Here is a 25,295-nt window from a genome sequence, read left to right on the forward strand (position 1 = left end):
CGCCAAACGGGAAACGATAAAAGGGAAGGAGGGGTTGTGCATGATTGAAATTCCATCACGGTTGGAAGGAAAGCAGTTTTCGTTGCATCAGCTGGAGCAAACACTCAAGCCGCTCGGGTATGCGATCGGCGGCGGCTGGGATTATGATCACGGCTATTTTGACTATAAAATCGCGGATCATTTAGGCTACCAATTTTTGCGCGTGCCGTTTCAAGCGGTCGACGGGCAGCTCGATTCGCATGGCACAACGGTCGAGCTCGGGCGTCCGTTTTTGCTTGCACATAAATATCAGCGCGGCATTGATGATTTCGCCGATGTCGGCAATGCGGGAGCGGCGTTCAACCAGTTTGCCGAACCGCAAGACCCGGACGCGACCGTTCCAGAGCCATATATTTCCGTCGGCAAGGCGCTCGTTCAAGAGCTGGAGCGCCGCCTGCTCGATTAAGGAACAAACACGAACAGGCGATCGTTTTTTTCGATCGGGCGCTGCGGCAAAACGGCAAGGTTCCCATTATCTCCGCGGATGACGCCAAGTAGCGTGATATTTTGCTCGAGCAGCAGCAGCTGGACAGCGGCGAACGGCTGGCCGATTTGTCGTTCGTCCGGGGCGAGAAGGCGCAGCGTTTGTTCCCCAAACCGGCCGAGCATCCTCTCGATCGCGCCGGCGATTCCCGGCGAGCGAAGGCTGGCCGCCATCGCGGTGCCCGCCAATAAGTTCGTTTGGATCACCTCATCCGCCCCGGCGCGAAAGGCGTTTTGGACGTTGCGGCCGGTCAAAATTTCCACGATGGCGTACACCGACGGGTTAAGGCTTTTGGCAGCAAGCAGCGTGACAATCGTATCTTTATCGGCTTCCTCTTCCGCTTTATGCGGGTCGGCGGTAATGAGCACAAACCGGGCGTGGCCGATATTGGCCATCTCGAGCACTGCGTCATCGTGTGCCGCCCCTTTAATAAAATGAACCGGAACGTTCGGCAACGGGTGGGACGGCACGGTCGCATCAATGAGCACAAAGCGGAGCGACGGGTCGCGCTGCGCCAGGCGGAGCAACACCTCGCGCGCCCGCTCATTCCAGCCGACAATGATAGCGTGGCCTCGCTCTGCATACGGAAGCTGTCCGCTCGTGAGCGCCGTTTCCCGGGCAGCGGCTGCCGCCGATATCGAAGCGAAATAAGCAGTGATAATTCCGGTGCCAAGGGCAATGAGCACGATGGCGGCGAGCTTTCCCCCGACCGTTTTCGGAACGATATCGCCATAGCCGATCGTCGCCGCCGTGACAATCGCCCACCAAATGCCATCAAAGACCGTGCGGAACGTCTCTGGTTCAATCAGGCGCATGAGGGCGCCAAACAATACGATCATGGCGCTGGCCGCGGCAAACAAACGGAGAACGACCGGCATCCGCCAATAGGAGGCAAGCACATCTTTCGTTTTCATCCATCCATCCCTCTTTTCACTGATTCCCTCTTTAGTGTGGACGGTTTTTGCATAAACATTCCTGTTCCTTGCCATACTAGGAAACGGAACATCACGGAAAGGAGACAATGACTGATGGACATGAACCGTGTGAAACAAATCGTTTCATCCCCTGCAGATATCCCGGTGTATTACAACGGGGTATCGGTTTGGATTGACGGGTATGACGAAGAAAAACAAATGGCGACCGTCCATTTGCGCGACGGCCGGCTCAATGAGCGCCGGGACGTGCCGGTGGCGGAACTGGAGGAAAAGTGAAAGAGCGGCTCGACGGCGGAAGGCAACAGCGCCCCTCGGCCTTCGATGTTCTGAAAGTGTCCTGACTTGTAACAGGGCACTTTTTTATCATTTTCAATCGAGAAGCCCCTGCTTCTGGGCGTGAGCGGGTGAATCAGTCTTTGCCGCCGGTCTCCTTTGCCTTTCTTTGCAAATAGTATTGTCCGCGATGCGGTATTGTTTAAGAGCGGACTGTTGACATCTGACTATTTGGTCATTAACATATAGTTTGTGACTATGAAGTCAGTAAAGAGTAAAGGGGAGAAGCGCGTGAGGAAAGTCATTCAGTTTTCGCTCAATAATCAGCTCGCCGTTTGGATTTTGACGATCATTGTTACTGTGGCCGGGTTGTATTCGGGAATGAACATGAAGCTTGAAACGATCCCGAACATTAACGTTCCGTTCATCTCCGTCTCGACGGTCTATCCGGGGGCGACGCCGGAAGAAGTGGCCAAGAAGGTGACGGAGCCGATTGAACAGCGGGTGGAACATTTGGACGGCGTCGCGGTTGTCCGTTCCTCTTCCTTTCAACATGCATCGTTTGTGCAAATTGAATATGAGTTCGACAAGGACATGGAAAAAGCACAAAACGAAGTGAAGGAGGCGCTCAGTCATCTGAAGCTGCCTGATGGGGCGCAGGAGCCAGACGTTTCGCGCATTAGCTTTTCCGCTTTTCCGGTCATCTCCGTAAGCATCACCCATCCAAATGTATCGTTGGCCGAGCTGACGGAAACGGTTGAGCGTCATGTCGTTCCGGAGCTAGAGGGCATCGACGGCGTCGATTCGGTGGAAGTCGCCGGCCAGCAAACGCAAGAAGTGACCATTCGGTTCGATGAACAGAAGTTGCGGCAGTACGGGCTGACTGAACAATCGGTCATCAACGTCATTCAAGCTTCCGCCGTTTCGCTTCCGCTCGGGCTGTACACGTTTGGCGATGCGGAAAAATCGGTCGTCATTGACGGGCGCATCGTCACGGTCGATGATTTAAAAGCGCTCCGCATCCCGATCGCCCCTGCTACGGGAGCAGAACAGTCAGCGATGACAGGCGGCGGAGGAATGGGGGCAGCCGGTCACATGCAAGGAATGACGGCAGGTCAAGGAGCAACGTCCCAAACGCAAGGTGCCGCTTCCGGCCGGCAAGGGCAGATGACGGGAGGAGCGGGAAACGGCGCGTTCGGCCAAGCGGGCGGATCTGTGGCCATTCCTTCTGTTCCGCTGCGCGAGCTTGCTGAGGTGGAAGTCGTCGCCAAAGCGGAATCGATTTCGCGGACGAACGGTGAACCGTCAATCGGCGTGCAAATCGTGAAAGCGCAAGATGCCAATACAGTCACCGTCGTTAACGCCGTCAAGGAAAAAATTAAAGATCTTGAGAAGCGCTATGACGGGTTGCGCATCATCACCGTGTTTGACCAAGGGAAGCCGATTGAAGATTCGGTGAACACGATGGTGGACAAAGCGGTGTTTGGCGCGCTGTTTGCAGTCGCTGTCATTTTCCTGTTTTTGCGTAACGTCCGCACGACGTTGATTTCCATCGTGTCGATTCCGCTGTCGTTGCTGATGGCGATTTTGCTGCTGCATGAGATGGATATTACGCTCAATCTCATGACGCTTGGCGCCATGACGGTGGCGATCGGCCGTGTCATCGACGATTCGATCGTTGTGGTGGAAAACATTTACCGACGCATGACATTGCCGGATGAACCGCTCACGGGAAAAGAGCTGATCGTCTCGGCGACGAAAGAAATGTTTATCCCGATCGCGTCGTCGACGATTGTAACGGTGGCCGTCTTTTTGCCGCTCGGATTGGTCAAAGGGATGGTCGGTGAATTGTTTTTGCCGTTTGCGCTGACGATCGTGTTTGCGCTGCTCGCCTCGCTGATTGTCGCTGTCACTGTTGTTCCGGCGCTGGCTCACTGGCTGTTTGGCAACGGCGTGGCCGCGAAACGCGCCCGGGCCAAGGAACGAAAAAGCATCCTGGCGTCTTGGTATAAAACGGTGCTCCGTTGGTCGTTGGATCATAAACTCATTGTGAGCGGCGCAGCGGTGTTATTGCTTGTCGCAAGTTTGTTCCTCGTCCCGTATGTCGGGGTCAGCTTCTTGCCGTCCGATGAGCAAAAAATGATCGTTGCCACGTACAGTCCTGCACCGGGACAAACGGTGGATCAAGTGGAACGCATCGCGAAAGAAGTGGAGGCGTTTTTCAAGAAGCGCGAAGGGGTAAAGAACATTCAACTGTCTGTCGGCGGGGACAACCCGATGAACCCGGGTCAGGACAATGCCGCGCTGTTTTATGTCGAGTATGACCCCGATGTGGAAAATTTTGCCGAAGAGAAGGAAAAAGTGATGAAGGCGCTTGGTGAGCGCGGAGACAAAGGGGAATGGCAAAGCCAGGACGTTTCCGGCACCGGGGCATCCAATGTGATTGAGCTTAACGTGTATGGAGATCGAATGGAAGAGATCGAGCCGATTGTGGAGAACGTAGCGGACATTTTGCGCGATCATGATGAGCTGACGAATGTGAAAACAAGCATGTCCGCCCGGTTTGAAGAATATGCGCTTGTCGCCGACCAGAAAAAATTAAGTGAATTCGGACTGACTGCTGCGCAAATCGCCGCAGCGTTGTCCGAGAATGGCGAGCGCCAAGCGATTGCGACGGTCAAGCAAGATGGGGAAGACCTCAACGTCTACATTGCGGCTGAAAAAGAGCAATACGATGATATTCGTGATTTGATGAAGAAAACGATTGTGTCGCCGCTTGGTATCCAAGTGCCGATTGAAGATGTGGCCGAGTTGAAAAAAGGGCATACGTACAGCGAAATTCAACGCTATGACGGCCGGGTATACGCGAGCGTGTCGGCGGAAGTGAAAACGAAAGACGTCGCCGCTGTGTCGGCGGACGTGCAAAAGGCCATCGACAAGCTGCGCGTTCCATCCAATGTCGATATCCACATGGGAGGAGTCACCGAAGATATCGAAGAGGCGTTCACCCAGCTCGGGCTCGCGATGCTCGCCGCCGTAGCGATCGTCTATTTTGTGCTTGTCGTCACGTTTGGCGGCGGGTTGGCGCCGTTTGCGATTTTGTTCTCGCTGCCGTTTACCGTCATTGGTGCGCTCCTGGCTCTGTTTATTGCTGACGAAACCATCAGCATTTCAGCGCTGATCGGTATGTTGATGTTGATTGGCATCGTGGTCACGAACGCCATCGTTTTGATTGACCGCGTCATTCATAAAGAACGCGACGGACTGTCGACGCGCGAAGCGCTTTTGGAAGCGGCCGGGACGCGCTTGCGCCCGATCTTAATGACAGCCATTGCGACTGTCGGCGCGTTGCTCCCGCTCGCGTTTGGAATGGAAGGCGGGGCGTTGATTTCCAAAGGACTCGGCGTGACCGTCATCGGTGGATTGACAAGTTCTACCCTTTTAACGCTCATCATCGTCCCGATCGTTTATGAGACATTGATGAAATGGAAGAAAAAAGGAGCTTCAAGAAGCGAGTGACAGGCGCTCGCGTCTTGATGCCGCAGAGGGTGGCGATGCTCGCCGCAAGGAAAAAGGTGAAAATCAAAATCGTCAAGTTGATCAAAAAAGAAGAAGTCGCGAACGCGGCCCTCACTTCTGGTAAAATAGGAGTGTAAATCGTTTGGGGAAACGGGCCGAGAAACGCGGCGAGCGAAACAAGATATACAACGAGCTGGCGTTTCATGTTTTTCCCCTTTCTTTCCCTGTGCATCGTTATGATTATACTCCCGCTGTTTCCGCTTTTGGAAACGAAATGCTTATGGAAAAAAGGTGGAGATGCAGGATGGAACGATGGTTGATTCGTGATGCAACGGCGGCGGATTTGCCGCACATTGTCCGCATTTATAACGAAACGATCCCAAGCCGGATGGTGACGGCGGATTTGGAGCCGGTGTCGGTGGAAAGCCGGGAAGCGTGGTTTGAAGCGCATGATCCTCACCATCGGCCGCTCTGGGTGGTGGAAGATGGCGGCGAGATTTGCGCCTGGCTCAGTTTCCAATCGTTTTACGGCCGGCCGGCGTACCGCCATACGGCCGAGGTGAGCATTTATATTGCCGAATCGCACCGCGGCCAAGGGTTGGGAACGAAGCTGCTCAAGCAAGCGGTCGACAAGGCGCCGGCGCTTGGGATGAAGACGCTGCTCGGCTTTATTTTTGCCCATAATGAGCCAAGCTTGCGGCTTTTTTCCCGCTTCGGGTTTGAACGATGGGGCTATTTTCCGCGCATTGCTGAGCTTGATGGCATCGAACGCGATTTAGTCATCGTCGGCAAGCGGCTCGTATAAAATGGTGATGGATCGGGCAGTGATAATCATGACGATGTAAGGAAAGAGGGAATGACATGAACGTGATGCCTATTCGGCTGTTTACCATCCAAGATGGGGAAGGATTTGTCGCTGATGCGTTTCAATGCCCGGTGACCGGCAACTTGATTTACAAATCGTCCGGCACACCGTCGGTCATTGCATACACCGAATTGACCGATGAGCAAATCATGCGCCTCGAAAAATACGGCTTCCGTCGGCTCGGGGCGGAACCGGGGCGAATAGCTGGCGGGGACGCCGGCATTGAAGAGTTGCTTCCGAAGCAATGACCAGAAACAACGGGCATGGAAAAGCAGCGTTTGCGGAAATCGTTGAGGAAGCTGCTTTCAAGGCGTGACGGAACGAGCGGCTAAGGGAACCTTGCTTTCCATCAAAAAAGACCTGTCCGATGGGGACAGGCCTTTTTTATTCGCGATCATCATTTCAACTGACGGATGAGCCAATACACCGCTGCCGCCGCCGCCGCGCCGAGCAGCGTGTAAAGAATCGGATGCCCGGATCGTTCGGAAGCGGATGCTTCTTGCTCACGGCTAGGCGCACGATCGGTTTGGTTCATCTCCTCTTCAGCTTGTGGATCGGTGTTCGGCGTTCCCTCCCGCTTCGTGTCCGATGTTGATTCTCGCTTCGTTTCCGAACTAGCCCTTTCATTTCCTGCAACGGAGCGCCCGCCGTACATGCCGACGCCATTCCGCTTTGCTTCCTCGTACGCCTCGCGGACGCGCGATTCATATTTATAATTGCCATAGTCATAAACGTCCTCGACTAGCCCGGCTTTAGCGAGCTCTTCTTGCAACAGGCGGTGGTCGACCCATACCCAGGCGAGCAGCCGCTGGTATTTGTCAAACAATGTATTTCCATCTGTTTCAAGCACAATGTTCCCTTGTTGCAGGCGGGAGCACGTAAACTGGCTCGCTTCTTTTCCGTACGGCTCGACTTCGATCGTGCTTTCCGGCGTGTCAATGAACAAAAAGCGCGTCGTATACACGTGGCCGTTCACACGGAATTTGGCCGTGTCCCCGTCCACGCACTCCACCAATGCCGCTTCGTATGTCCGGCCCAGACGCAGCGAAGCATCGTCCTCGTTTCCCCCAAGCGCATGGCCGTCTAAGTCAATCCGCTCCGGAGTGAGGTTCCGCTTGCATCGTTCATTGCCGTTGTATGTTTGAATGAGCTTGATTAGCTCTTCTTTCGTTTTTGCCTGCTTCGCCAATGCGGTCGGTTTGTGCAGCAAGTACGTGCAGTCGCTGTTGCGGAAATGCCCGCCCAATTCATCCAATGTGCCCGGGTGGGCGAAAACAGAAGCGGGAAATAGAATCATCAAGCAAAAAAACAGAATCGCCGTTTGTTTCAACGCTCTCCCTCCGTTCGAAAAAGGTGTTGCTGTTTCGGCAAAGAGGCGATGAAAGCAACGAAACGCCCCCATTTGCTCTGTTAACATATATGCAACTGTTTTTGGTGTGTTTTTGCCGTATGGTTTCATAATGGATGCGATTCACTCTCTCAACGAAAATGATGGAACATGCCGATTTGTTCTTTTATACGGATATTCAGCCAGTTTGTGCGTATTTTTGGCGTTTTTCAGCGTGAAATCGGGCCAAAATTGCTGTTGTCGCGCCATTAAGTAATTTGATGGCATTTGAAATAAAGTTTATCAAAGAAATGGAACGATCATAAAGAAATTTGGCTGCAAACAAGTTGTTCATTTATTGTTTCAAGGGGGAGAGGGACGATGACCAAATTGCTGTTAGATGACGAGCCGCTAATCATTTTGCCACAGCTCGCCGTGGCGATCGGGTTGAACGAAAGCATTATCGTCCAACAGCTGCATTATTGGTTGGAGAAAAGTGAAAACATTCGCGACGGCTACAAATGGGTGTACAACACGTATGCCGACTGGCAGGAGCAGTTCCCGTTTTGGTCGGAAAGCACGATTCGCCGCATCATCACCAAGCTCGAAAAGCTCGGGATCATCGTTTCGGCGAATTTTAACCGCTCCAAAGTCGATAAAACGAAATGGTATCGGATCGATTACAACCAACTGGCCGAATGGACGCAAAAAACGCCATTCAGGCAAAAGGAACAGCCACCAGGGGCGAATGGCGGCCCAGCGGGGGACAGCGGTTCCACCGTTCTTGATCGCCTTGCAACCGCTTCCTATTCATCGGTTCAACGTGAGCGACCCGCAGCTGAAGTGGCCGATTTGCCTATTTTACCTGGACGATCCGTCGATGAATGGGCCCGTCCATCTGTCCAAGCTGAGCGGTCGATGGATGAAATCAACGGCCCATCTGGCCAAAACAGGCGGCTGACGGACGAAATCGCCCGATCATCTGTTCAAATTGAGCCGTCCAGCTCGTCAAATGGGTCCATCGGGGTGCTCAATGTGAACAGACCGATACCAGAGAATACGACAGAGATCACATCAGAAAGGAAAAGAGAAGAGAAAGAAGACGGCGAGCGCGTGCGCGCCTACAAGGAGATTGTTCGTTTCTGTGAGCAAAACGGGTTTGGGGCGATCGGAGGGTATCTGCGGGAAAAAATCAATGTGTGGGTAGATGACACGTCCGAGGAACTCGTCTTAGAAGCGTTAAAAATTGCGGTGGAAAACGGGGCGAAACGATGGGTGTACGTCGAAACGATCTTGCGCGACTGGGCGGAAAAAGGGTATCGCACTATCGACGAAGTGCGGGCGGCACGGCTTGCGTTTCGGAAGCAGCGAGTGAACCAACGGTCTCCCTCGCCTTTAACTGAGAGCAGCAGAACGATGCGGAAGCCGATCCGTACAGAGATCGTGCCGGATTGGCTGAACATGGACTACAGTCAGCCGGAAGACGATGACTTTGACATCGAACAAGCGCGCCGGGAGCTCGAGGAGCGCTTAAAAAAATATAAAGCACCATCCTGAGCGACGATCTCTATGGAATGAAGGGAGCGGCGGGCGTCTCTTGCATGTGACTTTGCCGCCCGCCGTTCGTTGGGAGATTACGGCCGCTGATTCGTCGACGAAGCGTTTCGGTGTGAGACCTTTCCCGGTCAAACCAAAAACCCCTTGCCACGCAAGGGGTTGGTGAATGGAGCATACCGGGCTCGAACCGGTGACCTTCGCGCTGCCAGCACGACGCTCTCCCAACTGAGCTAATGCCCCAAAAGAATATGGATGATTTGTCCATGCTCTATTATATCTAGATCGATGGGCGTTTGCAATCTTTTTTTATCAGCCGCTTTCAATATCAACATGAATGATCGCGTCAATGGAGTGGATGGCGTAATAAATGTCGGCGGTCGAGCGCCGTTGGTCGACGACAGCCCTTAGTTTCAATAAGTGCTGGTTTTCTTCCACATCTTTGATGCGTATCGTTTTTATATTGATGTGCTGCTGTTTTAAATGATCGATCACTTTCGTAATGTTTTTTCCGTCGGCGACCGTAATTTGCAGCAGGACTTCTTTTTCGCGCAGCTGCTTCGGCCCGAAAAAGTTAATTAAAAATGGAATGAGTTCGACGCTAACGATTAGAAGCGCGACACCAAACGCCGATTCCCAATAAAAGCCTGCTCCGACCGCCACCCCGATGCCTGCCGCCCCCCAGATGATCGCAGCGGTCGTCAGTCCGGTGATGCTGTCGTTGCCACGACGCAAAATCACGCCCGCTCCTAAAAAACCGACCCCGGATACGATTTGGGCGGCGAGGCGGAGCGGATCCATGGTAATATGGTCTTTCGACGGAAAGACGTACGCTGATTCAATGGAGACAATTGTCAATAAGCAACTGGAAATTGAGATGACCAGGCACGTTTTCAAACCAACCGGTTTTCGCTTCAATTCCCGTTCCAGCCCGATGATCATCCCGAGGACGGCTGAAATCCCTAATTTGAGGAACGGATCAAACATCATTTTTCTCACCTCGTTCGTGATATAATAGTAAGAAAATAGTTGGCAAGGAGATGGAAAGATGAAACCGCCAAGCCAAATAAGGGCATATTCCGCCTTATTGATCGGCGCACTGGCCGTGTCGACGTCCGCCATTTTCGTCAAATGGTCGCAGGCGCCATCAGCCGTGATCGCTTTTTATCGGCTTTTTTTCGCCGTTGTCATCATGACGCCGTTTTTTCTCCGCCATATTCATGAACTAACGCACATCTCCCGGCGCGACTGGCTGTTTTCCGTTTGTTCCGGCGTGCTGCTTGCGTTTCATTTTATTCTTTGGTTTGAATCACTCGACTATACATCAGTCACAAGCTCGGTCGTGCTTGTGACATTGCAGCCGCTGTTTGCTTTTGCTGGGGGGGCGCTCTTTTTCCGCGAACGGCTGACGATCGGGGCGATCGGGAGCGCTCTTTTGGCCATTGCTGGAAGCATCCTCATCAGCTGGGGTGATTTTCGCGTCAGCGGAGAGGCGCTGTACGGCGACGTGCTGGCGTTATTGGCGTGCGCGATGGTGACCGCGTATTGGCTGTTCGGTCAGGAATTGCGCCAACGGTTATCGCTTATGACGTATACCTATATCGTCTATGGCATCAGCGCTGTGACGTTGTACGTGTATACCGCACTATCCCGTTTTTCGCTGACAGCGTACCAACTGACCGACTGGCTTTGTTTTCTCGCTTTAGCCATCATCCCGACGCTGTTCGGCCATTCGGTGATGAACTGGGCAGTCAAATGGGTGAGCGCCTCAACGGTGTCGATGGCCATTTTATTGGAACCCATCGGCGCTTCGGCCTTGGCGTATTGGCTGTTTGACGAACAGATCCGCCTGTTTCAATGGGTTGGCGGTATTTTTATTTTAACAGGAATCGGTCTGTATTTGTGGGAGAAAAACGAAAAAGGGCCGCTAACGATACAAGAAAGTAGCGGACCCTAACGTCCCGGCGATGAACGATGGGCGGAGCGGCAAGCGGAATTCGTTCAACGGGCGGGCGAATTGGGACAAATACGTGAAGTTGACTTGCGTAATATGGGGGAGAAGATAGGCGGATTTCGTCGCCCCCCGTTTACGCTTCCGATTAAGGGCGGCAATGATGCCGTCTTCTGTTTGAATGCCGATGCCATGCCCGTAAAACAAGCCGTCGCCTAAGTAAATCGTATTTTCCCCCTGCCATTGCGGCGTCGACGGGTCGAATTCCGGGTTTTTAAAATAGAGGCAGTCCCCGGGGAGGAAATGTTCTCCCTTTTTTGTATGGATGCCAAGATCTCGGTCGGTATGCCAGTCGTACAAAAGCAAATTGGCGAACAGGCGGTTGAACGCTGCGACGTCAATCGTGTCGAGCACCGCTTTATAAAAGACGATGACAATGGCCGTCGCACACTCAAAGGCGTACAGTTCGCTATTAATGAAAATGTCGTTAATGGCTTCCGAAGCAGGGACGCCCGGCCGCAGCCGAAAACCGCCTCGCTCGTCCCGCTCCCAAAACTGGCCGTTGCAGCGCGAAAAACGAAAAATGGCAAACCGCGCCCGGCTCTTCGCTAAGTCGACCGCAGCTTGGACGGTGTGGGCGCGCAACGCAATTTCAAATCGCAGTTGTCGTTCATTTGGATATGTGTACAGCACAGGCGAAGAAACAAGAGCGTTTAGGATCGCCTGCTCGTTTTTCGAAAGGGAAGACGAGTAAGACGGGCTCAAACCGGACGGTGAAGCTAAAATGCGGATCAAAGTCTAGATGCCTCCTTGAAAAGAAATGGCCATGGGCAGCAACATATTATATTGAAATGTATGCGCCCGTCGGTAGGCGTATTCATTCATTTTGAGCAAAAATGATCAGTTACGGTGTAAGAAAGATCAGGTACTGTCCTTCATGGTTTTTGGTAACAACAATGGGGCATACACAACCCCGCTTCATGTTTCAGTTATAGAAAGTAGGAAGGAGCCTATCTCTGAACGTTTTTTTATCATACGGGGAAGAAGTAGGGCTGTCGATTTTGCTTTCTTGTGTAATGACGATTGATGGTGGGATCAAGAAAAGGGTTTGCAACGAATATGTTATGTGGAGGATTACAGAGGTTGCCAAGGAGAAGGATTACGTACTAAGATAATGGGAAGTGGGGACTTTTGGGAAGAGTACAGGTTAAAAAAAACAAAAAAAAATTAAAAAAAGGTATTGCGTTTTGGAGATTAGGGTGGTATATTAAATAGCGTCGCTGCTGAACGAGGTGTTCGGCGGTGATGAGTGAGAAAAAAGTGGTTGACATCAAAAAGATGTTATGCTACTATAAAGAAGCTGCTCGCAAGAGACAACTTCGTTGAACGGTTTCTTGCAAGAGAAAACAACTTGCGTGTGAGTGATTCGATAAAACAGAATCCCTCAACGCCAGATGATATCGACTAATCTCGTTCCTTGAAAACTGAACGAAACGAAGCGCAACGAAAAGCTGAGGCCGCCCGCCTATCGGCGAAACGCGCTAGAGGGCCTGCGAGGAGGCTATCGCCGCCGCAGCAGGACCGAAGCGTCGCGAGCCGATGGCGGCCGAAGCTAGACAATACGAAAAAGCTGAGGCCGCGGCGCCTTTGGTGCTGAGGCCGAAGCCAAAGCCAATCAACTTTCTATTGGAGAGTTTGATCCTGGCTCAGGACGAACGCTGGCGGCGTGCCTAATACATGCAAGTCGAGCGGACCGAATGAGAGCTTGCTCTTATTTGGTCAGCGGCGGACGGGTGAGTAACACGTGGGCAACCTGCCCGCAAGACCGGGATAACTCCGGGAAACCGGAGCTAATACCGGATAACACCGAAGACCGCATGGTCTTCGGTTGAAAGGCGGCCTTTGGCTGTCACTTGCGGATGGGCCCGCGGCGCATTAGCTAGTTGGTGAGGTAACGGCTCACCAAGGCGACGATGCGTAGCCGGCCTGAGAGGGTGACCGGCCACACTGGGACTGAGACACGGCCCAGACTCCTACGGGAGGCAGCAGTAGGGAATCTTCCGCAATGGACGAAAGTCTGACGGAGCGACGCCGCGTGAGCGAAGAAGGCCTTCGGGTCGTAAAGCTCTGTTGTGAGGGACGAAGGAGCGCCGTTTGAAGAAGGCGGCGCGGTGACGGTACCTCACGAGAAAGCCCCGGCTAACTACGTGCCAGCAGCCGCGGTAATACGTAGGGGGCGAGCGTTGTCCGGAATTATTGGGCGTAAAGCGCGCGCAGGCGGTCTCTTAAGTCTGATGTGAAAGCCCACGGCTCAACCGTGGAGGGTCATTGGAAACTGGGGGACTTGAGTGCAGGAGAGGAGAGCGGAATTCCACGTGTAGCGGTGAAATGCGTAGAGATGTGGAGGAACACCAGTGGCGAAGGCGGCTCTCTGGCCTGTAACTGACGCTGAGGCGCGAAAGCGTGGGGAGCAAACAGGATTAGATACCCTGGTAGTCCACGCCGTAAACGATGAGTGCTAAGTGTTAGAGGGGTCACACCCTTTAGTGCTGCAGCTAACGCGATAAGCACTCCGCCTGGGGAGTACGGCCGCAAGGCTGAAACTCAAAGGAATTGACGGGGGCCCGCACAAGCGGTGGAGCATGTGGTTTAATTCGAAGCAACGCGAAGAACCTTACCAGGTCTTGACATCCCCTGACAACCCAAGAGATTGGGCGTTCCCCCTTCGGGGGGACAGGGTGACAGGTGGTGCATGGTTGTCGTCAGCTCGTGTCGTGAGATGTTGGGTTAAGTCCCGCAACGAGCGCAACCCTTGCCTCTAGTTGCCAGCATTCAGTTGGGCACTCTAGAGGGACTGCCGGCGAAAAGTCGGAGGAAGGTGGGGATGACGTCAAATCATCATGCCCCTTATGACCTGGGCTACACACGTGCTACAATGGGCGGTACAAAGGGTTGCGAACCCGCGAGGGGGAGCGAATCCCAAAAAGCCGCTCTCAGTTCGGATTGCAGGCTGCAACTCGCCTGCATGAAGCCGGAATCGCTAGTAATCGCGGATCAGCATGCCGCGGTGAATACGTTCCCGGGCCTTGTACACACCGCCCGTCACACCACGAGAGCTTGCAACACCCGAAGTCGGTGAGGTAACCCTTACGGGAGCCAGCCGCCGAAGGTGGGGCAAGTGATTGGGGTGAAGTCGTAACAAGGTAGCCGTACCGGAAGGTGCGGCTGGATCACCTCCTTTCTAAGGGGAAAAGCGAAGGCCGCCCGCCTATCGGCGAAACGTGCTGGAGGGCCTGCGAGGAGGCTATGCCGCCGCAGCAGGGCCGAAGCGTCGCGAGCCGATGGCGGCCGGAGCTAGACAGTACGAAAAGCGGAAGCGCCGCGATCGGCTCTCGAAGCCAAATGTTCTTCACCCGCAGGGGTGCTTGCACCCCGAGGGGGAAGGTTATTTGGCAGAAGAGAGCCAGGCGCTGGAGCTAGACAATACGAAAAGGGAAGGCCGCGAACGGCCGACCATTAACAAATCGCGCTTTCGTTTCGTTCAGTTTTGAAGGAATGAGAATTCCTTCAAAAGCGCCTGTGCCTGCGTCTGCTAGCAGGTTCAGGGAAGCAAGATTCCTCGGCACAAAGCCGCAAGGAAGTTTGTTCAAAGAAGTCGCTTTGCGTCTACAAGTGAATTCAGAGAAGCTGGATTCCTCGACGCAAGACTGCAGAGAAGTGAATTCAATGAAGTAGTCTCGTTCCTTGAAAACTAGATAACCGGAAACGCAAAGGAAGAAGCCGAGACGCTGTAGGTTAAGCTAGAAAGGGTGCACGGTGGATGCCTTGGCACTAGGAGCCGATGAAGGACGGGGCAAACGCCGAAACGCTCCGGGGAGCTGTAAGCAAGCGTTGATCCGGAGATGTCCGAATGGGGGAACCCCCTGTCCGTAATGGGACAGGATCCATGCCTGAATCCATAGGGCATGGAGGGCACACCCGGGGAACTGAAACATCTTAGTACCCGGAGGAGAAGAAAGCAAACGCGATTCCCTGAGTAGCGGCGAGCGAAACGGGAACAGCCCAAACCAAGAGGCGTGCCTCTTGGGGTTGTAGGACCGCTCATATGGGAGTGAGAAAGGAACGGGGTAGACGAACCGGTCTGGAACGGCCGGCCAGAGAAGGTGAGAGCCCTGTAGTCGAAACTTCGTTCCCTCCCGAGCGGCTCCTGAGTACGGCGGGACACGGGAAATCCCGTCGGAAGCAGGGAGGACCATCTCCCAAGGCTAAATACTCCCTAGTGACCGATAGTGAACCAGTACCGTGAGGGAAAGGTGAAAAGCACCCCGGAAGGGGAGTGAAAGAGAACCTGAAACCGTGTGCCTACAAGTAGTCAGAGCCCGTTCATGGGTGATGGCGTGCCTTTTGTAGAATGAACCGGCGAGTGACGATGGCGTGCGAGGTTAAGCCAGGAAGGCGGAGCCGCAGCGAAAGCGAGTCTGAACAGGGCGCATGAGTACGTCGTCGTCGACCCGAAACCAGGTGATCTACCCATGTCCAGGGTGAAGGCCGGGTAACACCGGCTGGAGGCCCGAACCCACGCACGTTGAAAAGTGCGGGGATGAGGTGTGGGTAGGGGTGAAATGCCAATCGAACTTGGAGATAGCTGGTTCTCCCCGAAATAGCTTTAGGGCTAGCCTCAAGGTAAGAGTGTTGGAGGTAGAGCACTGATTGGGCTAGGGGCCCTCATCGGGTTACCGAACCCAGTCAAACTCCGAATGCCAATGACTTATCCTTGGGAGTCAGACTGCGAGTGATAAGATCCGTGGTCAAGAGGGAAACAGCCCAGATCGCCAGCTAAGGCCCCTAAGTGCACGTTCAGTGGAAAAGGATGTGGAGTTGCGAAGACAACCAGGATGTTGGCTTAGAAGCAGCCACCATTTAAAGAGTGCGTAATAGCTCACTGGTCGAGTGACTCTGCGCCGAAAATGTACCGGGGCTAAACGTGCCGCCGAAGCTGCGGGATGACCGTTGGTCATCGGTAGGGGAGCGTTCTAAGGGCAGAGAAGCCAGACCGGAAGGACTGGTGGAGCGCTTAGAAGTGAGAATGCCGGTATGAGTAGCGAAAACAGAGGTGAGAATCCTCTGCGCCGAAAGCCTAAGGGTTCCTGAGGAAGGTTCGTCCGCTCAGGGTTAGTCGGGACCTAAGCCGAGGCCGAAAGGCGTAGGTGATGGACAACAGGTTGAGATTCCTGTACCACCTCCTTCCCGTTTGAGCGATGGGGGGACGCAGGGGGATAGGGTGAGCAGGCGGCTGGAAGAGCCTGTCCAAGCAGTGAGGCTGGCCAGTAGGCAAATCCGCTGGCCGTAAGGCTAAGCTGTGATGGCGACGGATTCGATCCGGAAGTCCCTGATTCCACACTGCCAAGAAAAGCCTCTAGCGAGGGAAGAGGTGCCCGTACCGCAAACCGACACAGGTAGGCGAGGAGAGAATCCTAAGGCGCGCGGGAGAACTCTCGTTAAGGAACTCGGCAAAATGACCCCGTAACTTCGGGAGAAGGGGTGCTCTTTCGGGTGAAGAGCCTGGAAGAGCCGCAGTGAAAAGGCCCAAGCGACTGTTTATCAAAAACACAGGTCTCTGCGAAGCCGAAAGGCGAAGTATAGGGGCTGACACCTGCCCGGTGCTGGAAGGTTAAGGGGAGCGCTTAGCGCAAGCGAAGGTGCGAACCGAAGCCCCAGTAAACGGCGGCCGTAACTATAACGGTCCTAAGGTAGCGAAATTCCTTGTCGGGTAAGTTCCGACCCGCACGAAAGGTGTAACGACTTGGGCACTGTCTCAACGAGAGACCCGGTGAAATTATACTACCTGTGAAGATGCAGGTTACCCGCGACAGGACGGAAAGACCCCGTGGAGCTTTACTGCAGCCTGATATGGAATTTTGGTATCGCTTGTACAGGATAGGTGGGAGCCTGGGAAGCCGGAGCGCCAGCTTCGGTGGAGGCATCGGTGGGATACCACCCTGGCGGTATTGAAATTCTAACCCGCACCCCTTAGCGGGGTGGGAGACAGTGTCAGGTGGGCAGTTTGACTGGGGCGGTCGCCTCCCAAAAGGTAACGGAGGCGCCCAAAGGTTCCCTCAGAATGGTTGGAAATCATTCGGAGAGTGCAAAGGCACAAGGGAGCTTGACTGCGAGACGGACAGGTCGAGCAGGGACGAAAGTCGGGCTTAGTGATCCGGTGGTTCCGCATGGAAGGGCCATCGCTCAACGGATAAAAGCTACCCCGGGGATAACAGGCTGATCTCCCCCAAGAGTCCACATCGACGGGGAGGTTTGGCACCTCGATGTCGGCTCATCGCATCCTGGGGCTGTAGTCGGTCCCAAGGGTTGGGCTGTTCGCCCATTAAAGCGGTACGCGAGCTGGGTTCAGAACGTCGTGAGACAGTTCGGTCCCTATCCGTCGCGGGCGCAGGAAATTTGAGAGGAGCTGTCCTTAGTACGAGAGGACCGGGATGGACGCACCGCTGGTGTACCAGTTGTCCCGCCAGGGGCACCGCTGGGTAGCTATGTGCGGACGGGATAAGCGCTGAAAGCATCTAAGCGTGAAGCCCCCCTCAAGATGAGATTTCCCATCGCATTAGGCGAGTAAGATCCCTCGAAGATGACGAGGTCGATAGGTCCGAGGTGGAAGCGTGGCGACACGTGGAGCTGACGGATACTAATCGATCGAGGGCTTAACCTAGAAAAGCGGAGGCCGCCTGCCTATCGGCGAAACGCGCTGGAGGGCCTGCGAGGAGGCTCGAACCAAGCAAAGCTTGGTTCTGCGTGGGTGGTGTCACAGGAGCGTATGCAATGTGTCGCCGCCGCAGCAGGACCGAAGCGTCGGGAGCCGATGGCGGCCGGAGCTAGACAAAAAGCGGAAGCGCCGCGGCTTCTTCCCCCACACGGTTATCTAGTTTTGAAGGAATGAAAAAAACCTTGACAGATCAGCATTAATCAGTATAATAATAAATGTCTAAAGGAAAGATAATTGAGATGTGATTATTCCGCAGTAGCTCAGTGGTAGAGCAATCGGCTGTTAACCGATTGGTCGCAGGTTCGAATCCTGCCTGCGGAGCCACCTTGGAGAGCTGTCCGAGTGGTCGAAGGAGCACGATTGGAAATCGTGTAGGCGTGAATAGCGCCTCAAGGGTTCGAATCCCTTGCTCTCCGCCACTTATCAAAAACATGGCCCGTTGGTCAAGTGGTTAAGACACCGCCCTTTCACGGCGGTAACACGGGTTCGAATCCCGTACGGGTCACTTCTTCGTGGAGGATTAGCTCAGCTGGGAGAGCACTTGCCTTACAAGCAAGGGGTCGGCGGTTCGATCCCGTCATCCTCCACCACTCTAAATCGTCGCGGGGTGGAGCAACGAGCATTTGCTTCATCGAATACGCTGCGAGTTGCCTCGACGCACCGAGCATCTTTGAATCAGCTGGTAGAGGAAGAGGCAACAAACATTTAAACCGATACTCAGTGCATGATCGAAACAAATCCGTTTTCTATCGTCGCGGGGTGGAGCAACGAGCATTTGCTTCATCGAATACGCTGCGAGTTGCCTCGACGCATCGAGCATCTTTGAATCAGCTGGCAGAGGAAGAGGCAACAAACATTTAAACCGATACTCAGTGCATGATCGAAACAAATCCGTTTTCTATCGTCGCGGGGTGGAGCAGTCCGGTAGCTCGTCGGGCTCATAACCCGAAGGTCGCAGGTTCAAATCCTGCCCCCGCAACCAAATGGTCCCGTAGTGTAGTGGTTAACATGCCTGCCTGTCACGCAGGAGATCGCGGGTTCGAGTCCCGTCGGGACCGCCATTGTTCCAAAATTGCGAAAAATACAGTATGGCTCGACAGCTCAGTCGGTAGAGACGAGCATCAACATCATCGAGTTTGTTGCGAGTTGCCTCGACGCATCAAGCATCTTTGAATCAGCTGGTAGAGGAAGAGGCACAGAGCAATCAACGAGCGAGTTAAAAAATAACATATGGCTCGGTAGCTCAGTCGGTAGAGCAAAGGACTGAAAATCCTTGTGTCGGCGGTTCGATTCCGTCCCGAGCCACCACTAAACAACTACAATAAGTTTGCATGCCGACTTAGCTCAATTGGTAGAGCAACTGAATCGTAATCAGTAGGTTGCGGGTTCAAGTCCTGCAGTCGGCACCATTCCGTGGAGGGGTAGCGAAGTGGCTAAACGCGGCGGACTGTAAATCCGCTCCCTTTGGGTTCGGCGGTTCGAATCCGTCCCCCTCCACCATCATGAAGGGGCATAGTTTAATGGTAGAACAGAGGTCTCCAAAACCTCCGGTGTGGGTTCGATTCCTACTGCCCCTGCCATTCAAATGATTATTATGGCGGCTATGGCGAAGTGGTTAACGCACCAGATTGTGGCTCTGGCATGCGTGGGTTCGATTCCCACTAGTCGCCCTTGTTTTTTAGCGTTGGGGTATAGCCAAGCGGTAAGGCAACGGACTTTGACTCCGTGATGCGTTGGTTCGAATCCAGCTACCCCAGCCAATCATGCGGAAGTAGTTCAGTGGTAGAACACCACCTTGCCAAGGTGGGGGTCGCGGGTTCGAGTCCCGTCTTCCGCTCTCGATCAAGGCGGCATAGCCAAGTGGTAAGGCAGAGGTCTGCAAAACCTTTACCCCCGGTTCGAATCCGGGTGCCGCCTCCATCTAATGAATACAATTTTATTGACAAATAAAAGTTGAGAAGATATAATAGTTAATGTCGCGCCGATGTGGCGGAATTGGCAGACGCGCACGACTCAAAATCGTGTGGGGTAGCCCCCCGTGTGGGTTCGACTCCCACCATCGGCATCCTTGGAATTCGATAGCCCACGGCCAAAAGTCGTGGAAGCCTTGATACGACCGCATTTGCGGTCGTTTTTCATTTTCAGGAAATCCCGAAAAAAACGATAGAATCCGAAAAAATTTTGCACGAATTTTGCACGGCTATTTTGCATGATATAGATCATCCATGATTTGATCGAGGAGCATATTTTCCGCTTGTTCCAGCTCGTCCAAAATGTGCGAGTAGGTCTGCAATGTGATCCCTATATCCTTATGGCCAAGACGCTTTGAGATATATTTGATGTTCGCTTTCCGGTATAACAGCATCGAAGCGTGCGTATGTCTCAAGTTTTCTCGTTCCTCAATCCGGTTTTCATGGCCACCTCATTCTGTGCTTTCCGCAGTTCTTTCAATATTTTGCAGGTGTCTTCATCGATCTTTATGGTTCGCTTCGATGAATAGGTTTTCGTATCGGCGAAATCATTCGTAAATTTATAGTCCCAAGTCTTATTGATCGTCACCATTCTGTTTTTGAAATCAATGCAGTCCCATGTGAGCCCTAATATTTCCGAAAAACGTGCGCCAGTTGCCAGGGCGAAGAGGATAATATACCGTGAAATATATTTCGGGCGCATATCTTTTTTGATTTCGGCAATCAATTGTTTCGCTTCTTGATAGTTTAGATATTTTAGTTCCTCGTCTTTCCCTTTTTTCTTCCCTTTCACCACCACTTTATAGGTAGGATCGCGAATGATCACTCCTTCTTCGATGGCAGCTTTAATGCATTCTTTGATGTAAGTATGACGTTTTTTGACGGTTTCAGTCGTTCTCGTTTCCGCTATTTCATTACTGTAGATGAGCAAATTTGCTAACATAAATTTACAAACTAAACAAAAAAGGAGACATGAACCCGATTCCTTGGTTAGAATAGATGTGCTACCAACTACCCACAAGGAGGTTCATGTCTCATGAATAGATTAGCACATCATCAAGGAATCCACAAGTTTTTCATGACGCTGGGATTGGCGCTTTATTTCTCGAAGCCGGTCATCAAGCATCTCGTTCATCTTGTCGACGCCTTGACGACCAAGGGATGTTCGGGGACATTGACGGATGTCCGGTACTGGAGTTTTCATCCGAATCATCGAACCACGCTCAGCCACTTTTTCACGAAAAGCCCTTGGAACGAGGAAAAACTGCTTGAGAAGCTTCAGGAGTGGGTTCTTCGCCAGATCGAACGCCTGGCCAAACGGACGAATCAACCCCTGTTCCTTTCGATTGATGATACCATTTGCCAAAAAACGAAGCCTTCGTCACGGGCAACGCACGCCATTCAAGGGTGTGACTGGCATTTCTCTCACAGCGATCATCAATTGGTCTGGGGGCATTCGCTTGTTTGGCTGATGGTGCACACCTTCACGCAAGCGTTTCCGTTCGCCTTTCGTCTGTATGACAAGACATCGGGAAGAAGCAAAATGTTTTTTGCAAGCAAAAAGTGCAGAGAATTGCAAGAAAAAATACATAGGCTTGCCGGCTCAATGAATTTACCTTTCAACCGAGCGAGAAGGGAGCGACTGAACGGCAGAAAGCGCGTGCCGCAAGCGGTAGCTCTCTCCCGTAAACGCGAGAATGTGGGCGTGATGGACCAAACGATCCACCAGCGCTGCCGTCAGGCGGTTGTCCCCAAACACTCGATTCCACTGTCCAAACTCTAAATTCGATGTCACGATGACACTTTTTCGTTCATAACAATCGGCAATGATGTGAAACAGCAGTTCCGATCCCTGCTTTTGAAAAGGTACATAGCCGAGTTCGTCCAAAATCAACAGCTCGCATGTGTCGATTTGCCGTTTGAGCCGTCCGAGGGTGCCGTCTTTTAACGCCTCTTCGAGCTGGGCGACAAGATCGGCGACACGGAAAAACCGAACTTCATGGCCCCGTTCACACGCTTTTAATCCTAATGCGGTGGCGAGATGGGTTTTTCCTGTTCCCGGCGAACCTAAAAGCAGGACGTTCTGTTTTTGCTCCAAAAAGCGAAGGTCGCAAAGTTCTTCCTTCGAGGTCGTGGTCGGCCAATGAATCTGATCCGACCATTCATAATCTTTGAGCCATTTCAACTCCCGGAACTTCGCCTTCTTGATCAATCGAGCCTGTTTTGCTTTCTGACGGAACGACAGCTCCAACGCCAACACATCACGCAAAAACTGTTCCTTGGTCTCGTAGGCCACCTCCTCGAATCGATCCGCGATGTACGCCAAATGCAGGGCTTTACAAATCTCTTTTACATCCATCTTCATGCCCGGCTTCCCCCTTCCCTTGACGGACAAAGACGTTGATCATACACATGTAAATCGGTTTCATAGTCGACGAAAACGGAAGGGGTATAGGCTTCTTCCCATTTCGCGGGATACTCCGAACGCTTCGCCTCCATCAACACCCCGATCTCATGGGGCGTCAAATCCCACCGTTGATACTTGTCAAGCCACTGGGCGATCTCATAGACGGTGTACCGCTCCAGCAGCTTCTGCACTCCTCGAATGCGTGATGCCGTCTGTTTCGGTTGTTCCATGAAGTATTTCCTAATGGCCTCCGGCAAGTAAACTCGAAACCGCGAATACTCCACCACCCGGGGCTTTTGCGCCCATTCCGCCAAAATGTCCTTCCAAGGGAGCTCCCGTTGCTTTTTCGTGTACGGCCTTGGCGCTTCCAGGTACACCTCCCCTTCCTGGGACAAAACCATGAAACAATCCCATTCCTTTTTGACAAGGACACGGTTGGGAACCGGGATCCCATGAACCACAAACGCCTCCCCATCCACCGTTACTTCCCCGTATTTATTGACATTAGCGTGGTGGAAGGAGAAGATCGGGAGATCTCTCTCCGGCAGGACAAGCAACTCCTTTTGTTCTTCCTGCCATAATTCCTCAATGGTTCTCCCTTTTTCATAGTGGGGGCGGGCTCGATCTTCGATCATCTTGCGATGCAGCCACTCCGCCAGTTCTTCATCCCCCTCGATCAACGGAGCAGGGACAAAGCAGTGTTGACGAGTATAGTAAACTTTCCGTTCGACATTCCCTTTTTCGTGTCCGCTATACGGATTGCACGCCTGTACGTCAAACCCATAATGAAGCCGGAATCGCTCAAATGCTTCAGTATATTGACGTTCGCCTCCTTTTCGAATCGAAACCACCGCCGCCGCCAAATTGTCGATGCGCAGTTTTCTCGGGACGCCTCCGGCTTGGCGAAACAGCTGAGTGAGCCCGTAAAGAAAACATTCGCTGTTTTCCGCCGGCAATGGATACGCATACGCGGCGTTGCTGTACGGAAAGCTCAAAATCAGAATTGATCGGTCTTCCTCTTTTCCTTCCTTCGTCACAACGGACATGGTGCCGAAATCCACCTGCGCTTCCCCCGGAGGGTGTTCCAGCCTCTCGTAACGCCGTTCCTTCTCCAGCTTAAGCTGAGGTCTTCGTTTTTGAACGTAGGCGCAAACCGTTCGATAAGACCCTTTAAAGCCATGTTCCTGCTTTAATTGTTCGTACATCTTCTTGCTTGTCCGCTGTTGTTTTCTTGGCAGTTTGGCGTCCTCCTCCAGCCAGTCATCAATGATTTGACCGTATCCTTCTTCCTCCATCATTCCCCGTTTTCTCTTTATTTTTTGTCTGACCGAAATGTCTCCATCCGCATATTTCTTGACTGTTCTCCAGTTAAATCCCGTCCTGCGGACAATTTCGGAAAGCGATAACCCTTTCTTTTCACGCAAATGTTTGATATGATGAATTTCAGGCATTGCTAGCATCCTTTCTTTACCTCCACTGTTTTGTTCTTCACAACCTTAACAGTAGAGGGAATTTTAGGAGCTGGCAAGCCTTTTTTTATGCCATGAAGCTCTGCACTTTTTTGTTGCAGAACTCTGTACTTTCATTTTGCACTAAACAAGCAAAATCGACCTGGCGATCGAGATGCTTTCCTCGCTCAAGAGGAAGCGGGCTCAGCCGGTGTATGTGCTCGTGGATTCATGGTATCCGTCCCAAGCGCTCATCGAAGCCTGTCTGAAACAAGGATTCCATGTCATCGCCATGCTCAAGACGAACCGGATTCTCTACCCGAAAGGCATCGCCATCCAAGCGAAGGAGTTTGCCCGCTATATCGAGCCCAACGACACCCGCCTCGTCACGGTGGGGAACGAGCGCTATCGTGTCTACCGCTACGAAGGCGCGCTCAACGGTCTTGATGACGCGGTGGTGCTGCTGGCTTGGAAGGCGGATCAACCGATGACGCCGGATCATCTCCATGTCATATTGAGCACCGACCGGGAGCTGAGTGACGAAGACATCTTGCGTTACTATGCCCAGCGCTGGACGATCGAATGCTTTTTCCGGCAGGCAAAAGACCAGCTGAAGCTCGATGGGTACCGTGTTCGCCACGTTCGGGCGGTGAAACGGTATTGGGTCGTGGTGCTGTTAGCCTGCGTATACAGCATCGCGGAATCTCAACAAGACATCTCTTCCGGCCTGGAGCTTCTTCGGTCTCGGAAAGGGCACAGCGTCGTCGAGTTCATCTATGACGCCGCAAAGCAAGATATTCCCATTGATGTGATCAAAAAACAGCTCCATGTCGCCTAAGGGGTCCCCTGTTTGTCTCTTAGGGAATGGAAATTACTGTAATGAAAAATACTCATCTACAGTAATTAAAATAAATAACTCTAAGATGAAGAAAGGGGAAGCAATGATGGAAGCAGTAAAACAATATGATCACATTCGCGTGGAAAAAAATAAGGAGAAAAAGACGGCCACTATTATTTTCGACCGTCCAGAAAAAATGAACTATATCAGTATGCTTGCACGATCTCAATTTTCGGAAATTTTCGATGAGTTGAACAAAGACGATGACGTTCGTGTCATCATCATTAAAGGAGAAGGCACTAAGGCATTCAGTGCGGGTGGAAATATTCCAGAATTTATGGAAGTACACCAAGAAGAACTGTCACATCTTGCTGTAAATGTTGCGGCGCCGGAACGCTCTCCAAAGCCGGTAATCGCCCAACTGCAAGGTTATACATTTGGTGTTGGCCTTGAAATTGCGATGGCTTGTGATCTCTGTATCGCCGCCGATGATACACTCCTGGCGCTGCCAGAGATGAATCTCGGCATGATTCCAGGAAGCGGGGGAACACAGAGGGTAGCAAAAATAGCCGGATTAACCCGCGCGAAAGACATGATTATGAGAGCAAGAAGAATACCAGCCGATGAAGCATATCAATGGGGACTTATCACAAAAGTGGTTCCGAAAGCAGAACTTGAAAATGAAGTCAATGCGCTTGCAGATGAACTTATGAAGTTTTCCCCACTTGCGCTAAAAGTATGTAAACAAGTACTGAATGCCGCCTATGAAACACCTCTTAGCGCAGGTCTTGAAATTGAAGGAAAAGCATATGGTTTGCTCCGTACAACAGAGGACTTCAAAGAAGGTGTAGCAGCATTCGTGGAAAAAAGAAAACCAAACTTCACAGGAAAATAAAATAATCCACGAGTG

At 52.5% G+C, this 25,295-nt stretch carries 14 protein-coding genes, 16 tRNA genes, 2 rRNA genes and 3 pseudogenes; 27 read left to right on the plus strand and 8 right to left on the minus strand.

Annotation, left to right across the window (positions count from 1 at the left end; all coding sequences use genetic code 11):
• Window positions 1-40 precede the first annotated feature (40 nt).
• Window positions 41-445: a YugN-like family protein gene (locus GS3922_RS01580; protein ID WP_063164894.1), complete on the plus strand. Its 405-nt coding sequence runs from the start codon at window positions 41-43 to the stop codon at window positions 443-445.
• Here GS3922_RS01580 and GS3922_RS01585 read toward each other — a convergent pair.
• On the minus strand, window positions 442-1,437 hold the full coding sequence (locus tag GS3922_RS01585; protein ID WP_063164895.1) for a potassium channel family protein: 996 nt from the start codon (window positions 1,435-1,437) through the stop codon (window positions 442-444). The genes GS3922_RS01580 and GS3922_RS01585 overlap by 4 nt on opposite strands.
• Window positions 1,438-1,551: 114 nt before the next feature.
• Here GS3922_RS01585 and GS3922_RS01590 point away from each other — a divergent pair, with 114 nt between their 5' ends.
• The 4 genes from GS3922_RS01590 (at window position 1,552) to GS3922_RS01605 (ending at window position 6,363) form a co-directional block, all read left to right on the plus strand.
• A complete protein-coding gene (locus tag GS3922_RS01590) occupies window positions 1,552-1,734 on the plus strand; it encodes an H-type small acid-soluble spore protein (protein WP_063164896.1) in 183 nt (60 codons plus the stop codon).
• A 288-nt stretch (window positions 1,735-2,022) separates the two neighbouring features.
• Window positions 2,023-5,250 carry an efflux RND transporter permease subunit gene (locus GS3922_RS01595; protein ID WP_063164897.1) on the plus strand — a complete coding sequence of 1,076 codons (3,228 nt, stop codon included), beginning with the start codon at window positions 2,023-2,025 and terminating at the stop codon, window positions 5,248-5,250.
• 304 nt (window positions 5,251-5,554) lie between these two features.
• Window positions 5,555-6,055: a GNAT family N-acetyltransferase gene (locus GS3922_RS01600; RefSeq protein ID WP_082816513.1), complete on the plus strand. Its 501-nt coding sequence runs from the start codon at window positions 5,555-5,557 to the stop codon at window positions 6,053-6,055.
• A 56-nt stretch (window positions 6,056-6,111) separates the two neighbouring features.
• On the plus strand, window positions 6,112-6,363 hold the full coding sequence (locus GS3922_RS01605; RefSeq protein ID WP_063164898.1) for a hypothetical protein: 252 nt from the start codon (window positions 6,112-6,114) through the stop codon (window positions 6,361-6,363).
• A 149-nt stretch (window positions 6,364-6,512) separates the two neighbouring features.
• Here the strand turns inward: GS3922_RS01605 and GS3922_RS01610 are convergent, their stop codons facing one another.
• Window positions 6,513-7,445: a thermonuclease family protein gene (locus GS3922_RS01610; protein WP_063164899.1), complete on the minus strand. Its 933-nt coding sequence runs from the start codon at window positions 7,443-7,445 to the stop codon at window positions 6,513-6,515.
• Between the two features lie 378 nt (window positions 7,446-7,823).
• Between GS3922_RS01610 and GS3922_RS01615 the strand changes: the two genes are divergently transcribed.
• Window positions 7,824-8,999, plus strand: coding sequence for a DnaD domain-containing protein (locus GS3922_RS01615; RefSeq protein WP_063164900.1), 1,176 nt, complete (start codon window positions 7,824-7,826; stop codon window positions 8,997-8,999).
• A 167-nt stretch (window positions 9,000-9,166) separates the two neighbouring features.
• Here the strand turns inward: GS3922_RS01615 and GS3922_RS01620 are convergent.
• Both GS3922_RS01620 and GS3922_RS01625 read right to left on the minus strand, forming a co-directional pair.
• Window positions 9,167-9,239, minus strand: a tRNA-Ala gene (locus GS3922_RS01620).
• Between the two features lie 69 nt (window positions 9,240-9,308).
• A complete protein-coding gene (locus tag GS3922_RS01625) occupies window positions 9,309-9,986 on the minus strand; it encodes an MgtC/SapB family protein (RefSeq protein WP_063164901.1) in 678 nt (225 codons plus the stop codon).
• 58 nt (window positions 9,987-10,044) lie between these two features.
• On the opposite strand from GS3922_RS01625, the gene GS3922_RS01630 reads away from it, so the two are divergent.
• Entirely contained in the window at window positions 10,045-10,953 is a 909-nt protein-coding gene (locus tag GS3922_RS01630; protein WP_063164902.1) for a DMT family transporter, read from the plus strand.
• Here the strand turns inward: GS3922_RS01630 and GS3922_RS01635 are convergent.
• Window positions 10,924-11,742 (minus strand): protein-glutamine gamma-glutamyltransferase, encoded by an 819-nt coding sequence (locus GS3922_RS01635; RefSeq protein ID WP_063164903.1) that lies wholly within the window; start codon window positions 11,740-11,742, stop codon window positions 10,924-10,926. The two genes, GS3922_RS01630 and GS3922_RS01635, sit on opposite strands and share 30 nt — an antisense overlap.
• An 888-nt stretch (window positions 11,743-12,630) precedes the next feature.
• Between GS3922_RS01635 and GS3922_RS01640 the strand changes: the two genes are divergently transcribed.
• From GS3922_RS01640 to GS3922_RS01725, 17 genes are all read left to right on the plus strand, one after another.
• Window positions 12,631-14,188: ribosomal RNA gene (locus tag GS3922_RS01640) — 16S ribosomal RNA — on the plus strand.
• Window positions 14,189-14,740: 552 nt separating this feature from the next.
• Window positions 14,741-17,668: ribosomal RNA gene (locus tag GS3922_RS01650) — 23S ribosomal RNA — on the plus strand.
• Together the 16S and 23S rRNA genes with 15 tRNA genes alongside form the textbook arrangement of a ribosomal RNA operon.
• A gap of 303 nt (window positions 17,669-17,971) precedes the next feature.
• Window positions 17,972-18,046: transfer RNA gene (locus GS3922_RS01655), tRNA-Asn, on the plus strand.
• A 4-nt stretch (window positions 18,047-18,050) separates the two neighbouring features.
• Window positions 18,051-18,141, plus strand: a tRNA-Ser gene (locus tag GS3922_RS01660).
• A gap of 14 nt (window positions 18,142-18,155) precedes the next feature.
• Window positions 18,156-18,227, plus strand: a tRNA-Glu gene (locus GS3922_RS01665).
• A gap of 9 nt (window positions 18,228-18,236) precedes the next feature.
• Window positions 18,237-18,312 (plus strand) — tRNA-Val (locus tag GS3922_RS01670).
• Window positions 18,313-18,627: 315 nt separating this feature from the next.
• Window positions 18,628-18,704: transfer RNA gene (locus GS3922_RS01675), tRNA-Met, on the plus strand.
• Window positions 18,705-18,707: 3 nt separating this feature from the next.
• Window positions 18,708-18,783, plus strand: a tRNA-Asp gene (locus tag GS3922_RS01680).
• A gap of 171 nt (window positions 18,784-18,954) precedes the next feature.
• Window positions 18,955-19,030 (plus strand) — tRNA-Phe (locus tag GS3922_RS01685).
• Window positions 19,031-19,055: 25 nt separating this feature from the next.
• A tRNA-Thr gene (locus tag GS3922_RS01690) sits at window positions 19,056-19,131 on the plus strand.
• 6 nt (window positions 19,132-19,137) lie between these two features.
• A tRNA-Tyr gene (locus tag GS3922_RS01695) sits at window positions 19,138-19,222 on the plus strand.
• Between the two features lie 6 nt (window positions 19,223-19,228).
• A tRNA-Trp gene (locus tag GS3922_RS01700) sits at window positions 19,229-19,302 on the plus strand.
• 17 nt (window positions 19,303-19,319) lie between these two features.
• A tRNA-His gene (locus GS3922_RS01705) sits at window positions 19,320-19,392 on the plus strand.
• Between the two features lie 15 nt (window positions 19,393-19,407).
• Window positions 19,408-19,482: transfer RNA gene (locus GS3922_RS01710), tRNA-Gln, on the plus strand.
• Between the two features lie 5 nt (window positions 19,483-19,487).
• Window positions 19,488-19,559: transfer RNA gene (locus GS3922_RS01715), tRNA-Gly, on the plus strand.
• Between the two features lie 9 nt (window positions 19,560-19,568).
• Window positions 19,569-19,642, plus strand: a tRNA-Cys gene (locus GS3922_RS01720).
• A gap of 60 nt (window positions 19,643-19,702) precedes the next feature.
• Window positions 19,703-19,787 (plus strand) — tRNA-Leu (locus tag GS3922_RS01725).
• Window positions 19,788-19,922: 135 nt separating this feature from the next.
• On the opposite strand, the pseudogene GS3922_RS18250 reads toward GS3922_RS01725, so the two are convergent.
• Window positions 19,923-20,614 (minus strand): annotated as a pseudogene (locus tag GS3922_RS18250) (site-specific integrase); the annotation flags it as partial.
• 114 nt (window positions 20,615-20,728) lie between these two features.
• Here GS3922_RS18250 and GS3922_RS16970 point away from each other — a divergent pair.
• Window positions 20,729-21,235 (plus strand): annotated as a pseudogene (locus GS3922_RS16970) (transposase); the annotation flags it as partial.
• Between the two features lie 69 nt (window positions 21,236-21,304).
• Here the strand turns inward: GS3922_RS16970 and istB are convergent.
• Together istB and istA are read right to left on the minus strand one after the other, a co-directional pair.
• Window positions 21,305-22,057, minus strand: coding sequence for an IS21-like element helper ATPase IstB (gene istB, locus GS3922_RS01740; RefSeq protein WP_063164906.1), 753 nt, complete (start codon window positions 22,055-22,057; stop codon window positions 21,305-21,307).
• On the minus strand, window positions 22,054-23,559 hold the full coding sequence (gene istA / locus GS3922_RS01745; protein ID WP_063164907.1) for an IS21 family transposase: 1,506 nt from the start codon (window positions 23,557-23,559) through the stop codon (window positions 22,054-22,056). Before istA ends, istB begins: the two co-directional genes overlap by 4 nt.
• A gap of 139 nt (window positions 23,560-23,698) precedes the next feature.
• Between istA and GS3922_RS01750 the strand changes: the two are divergent.
• Both GS3922_RS01750 and GS3922_RS01755 read left to right on the plus strand, forming a co-directional pair.
• A pseudogene (locus GS3922_RS01750) lies at window positions 23,699-24,385 on the plus strand (transposase); the annotation flags it as partial.
• Between the two features lie 103 nt (window positions 24,386-24,488).
• The gene (locus GS3922_RS01755; RefSeq protein ID WP_236933430.1) at window positions 24,489-25,280 is read left to right on the plus strand and encodes an enoyl-CoA hydratase/isomerase family protein; all 792 of its coding nucleotides are present in this window, start codon (window positions 24,489-24,491) and stop codon (window positions 25,278-25,280) included.
• The last annotated feature ends 15 nt before the right edge of the window (window positions 25,281-25,295 follow it).

It is taken from the genome of Geobacillus subterraneus (assembly GCF_001618685.1).
Classification (GTDB): Bacteria; Bacillota; Bacilli; order Bacillales; family Anoxybacillaceae; genus Geobacillus; species Geobacillus subterraneus.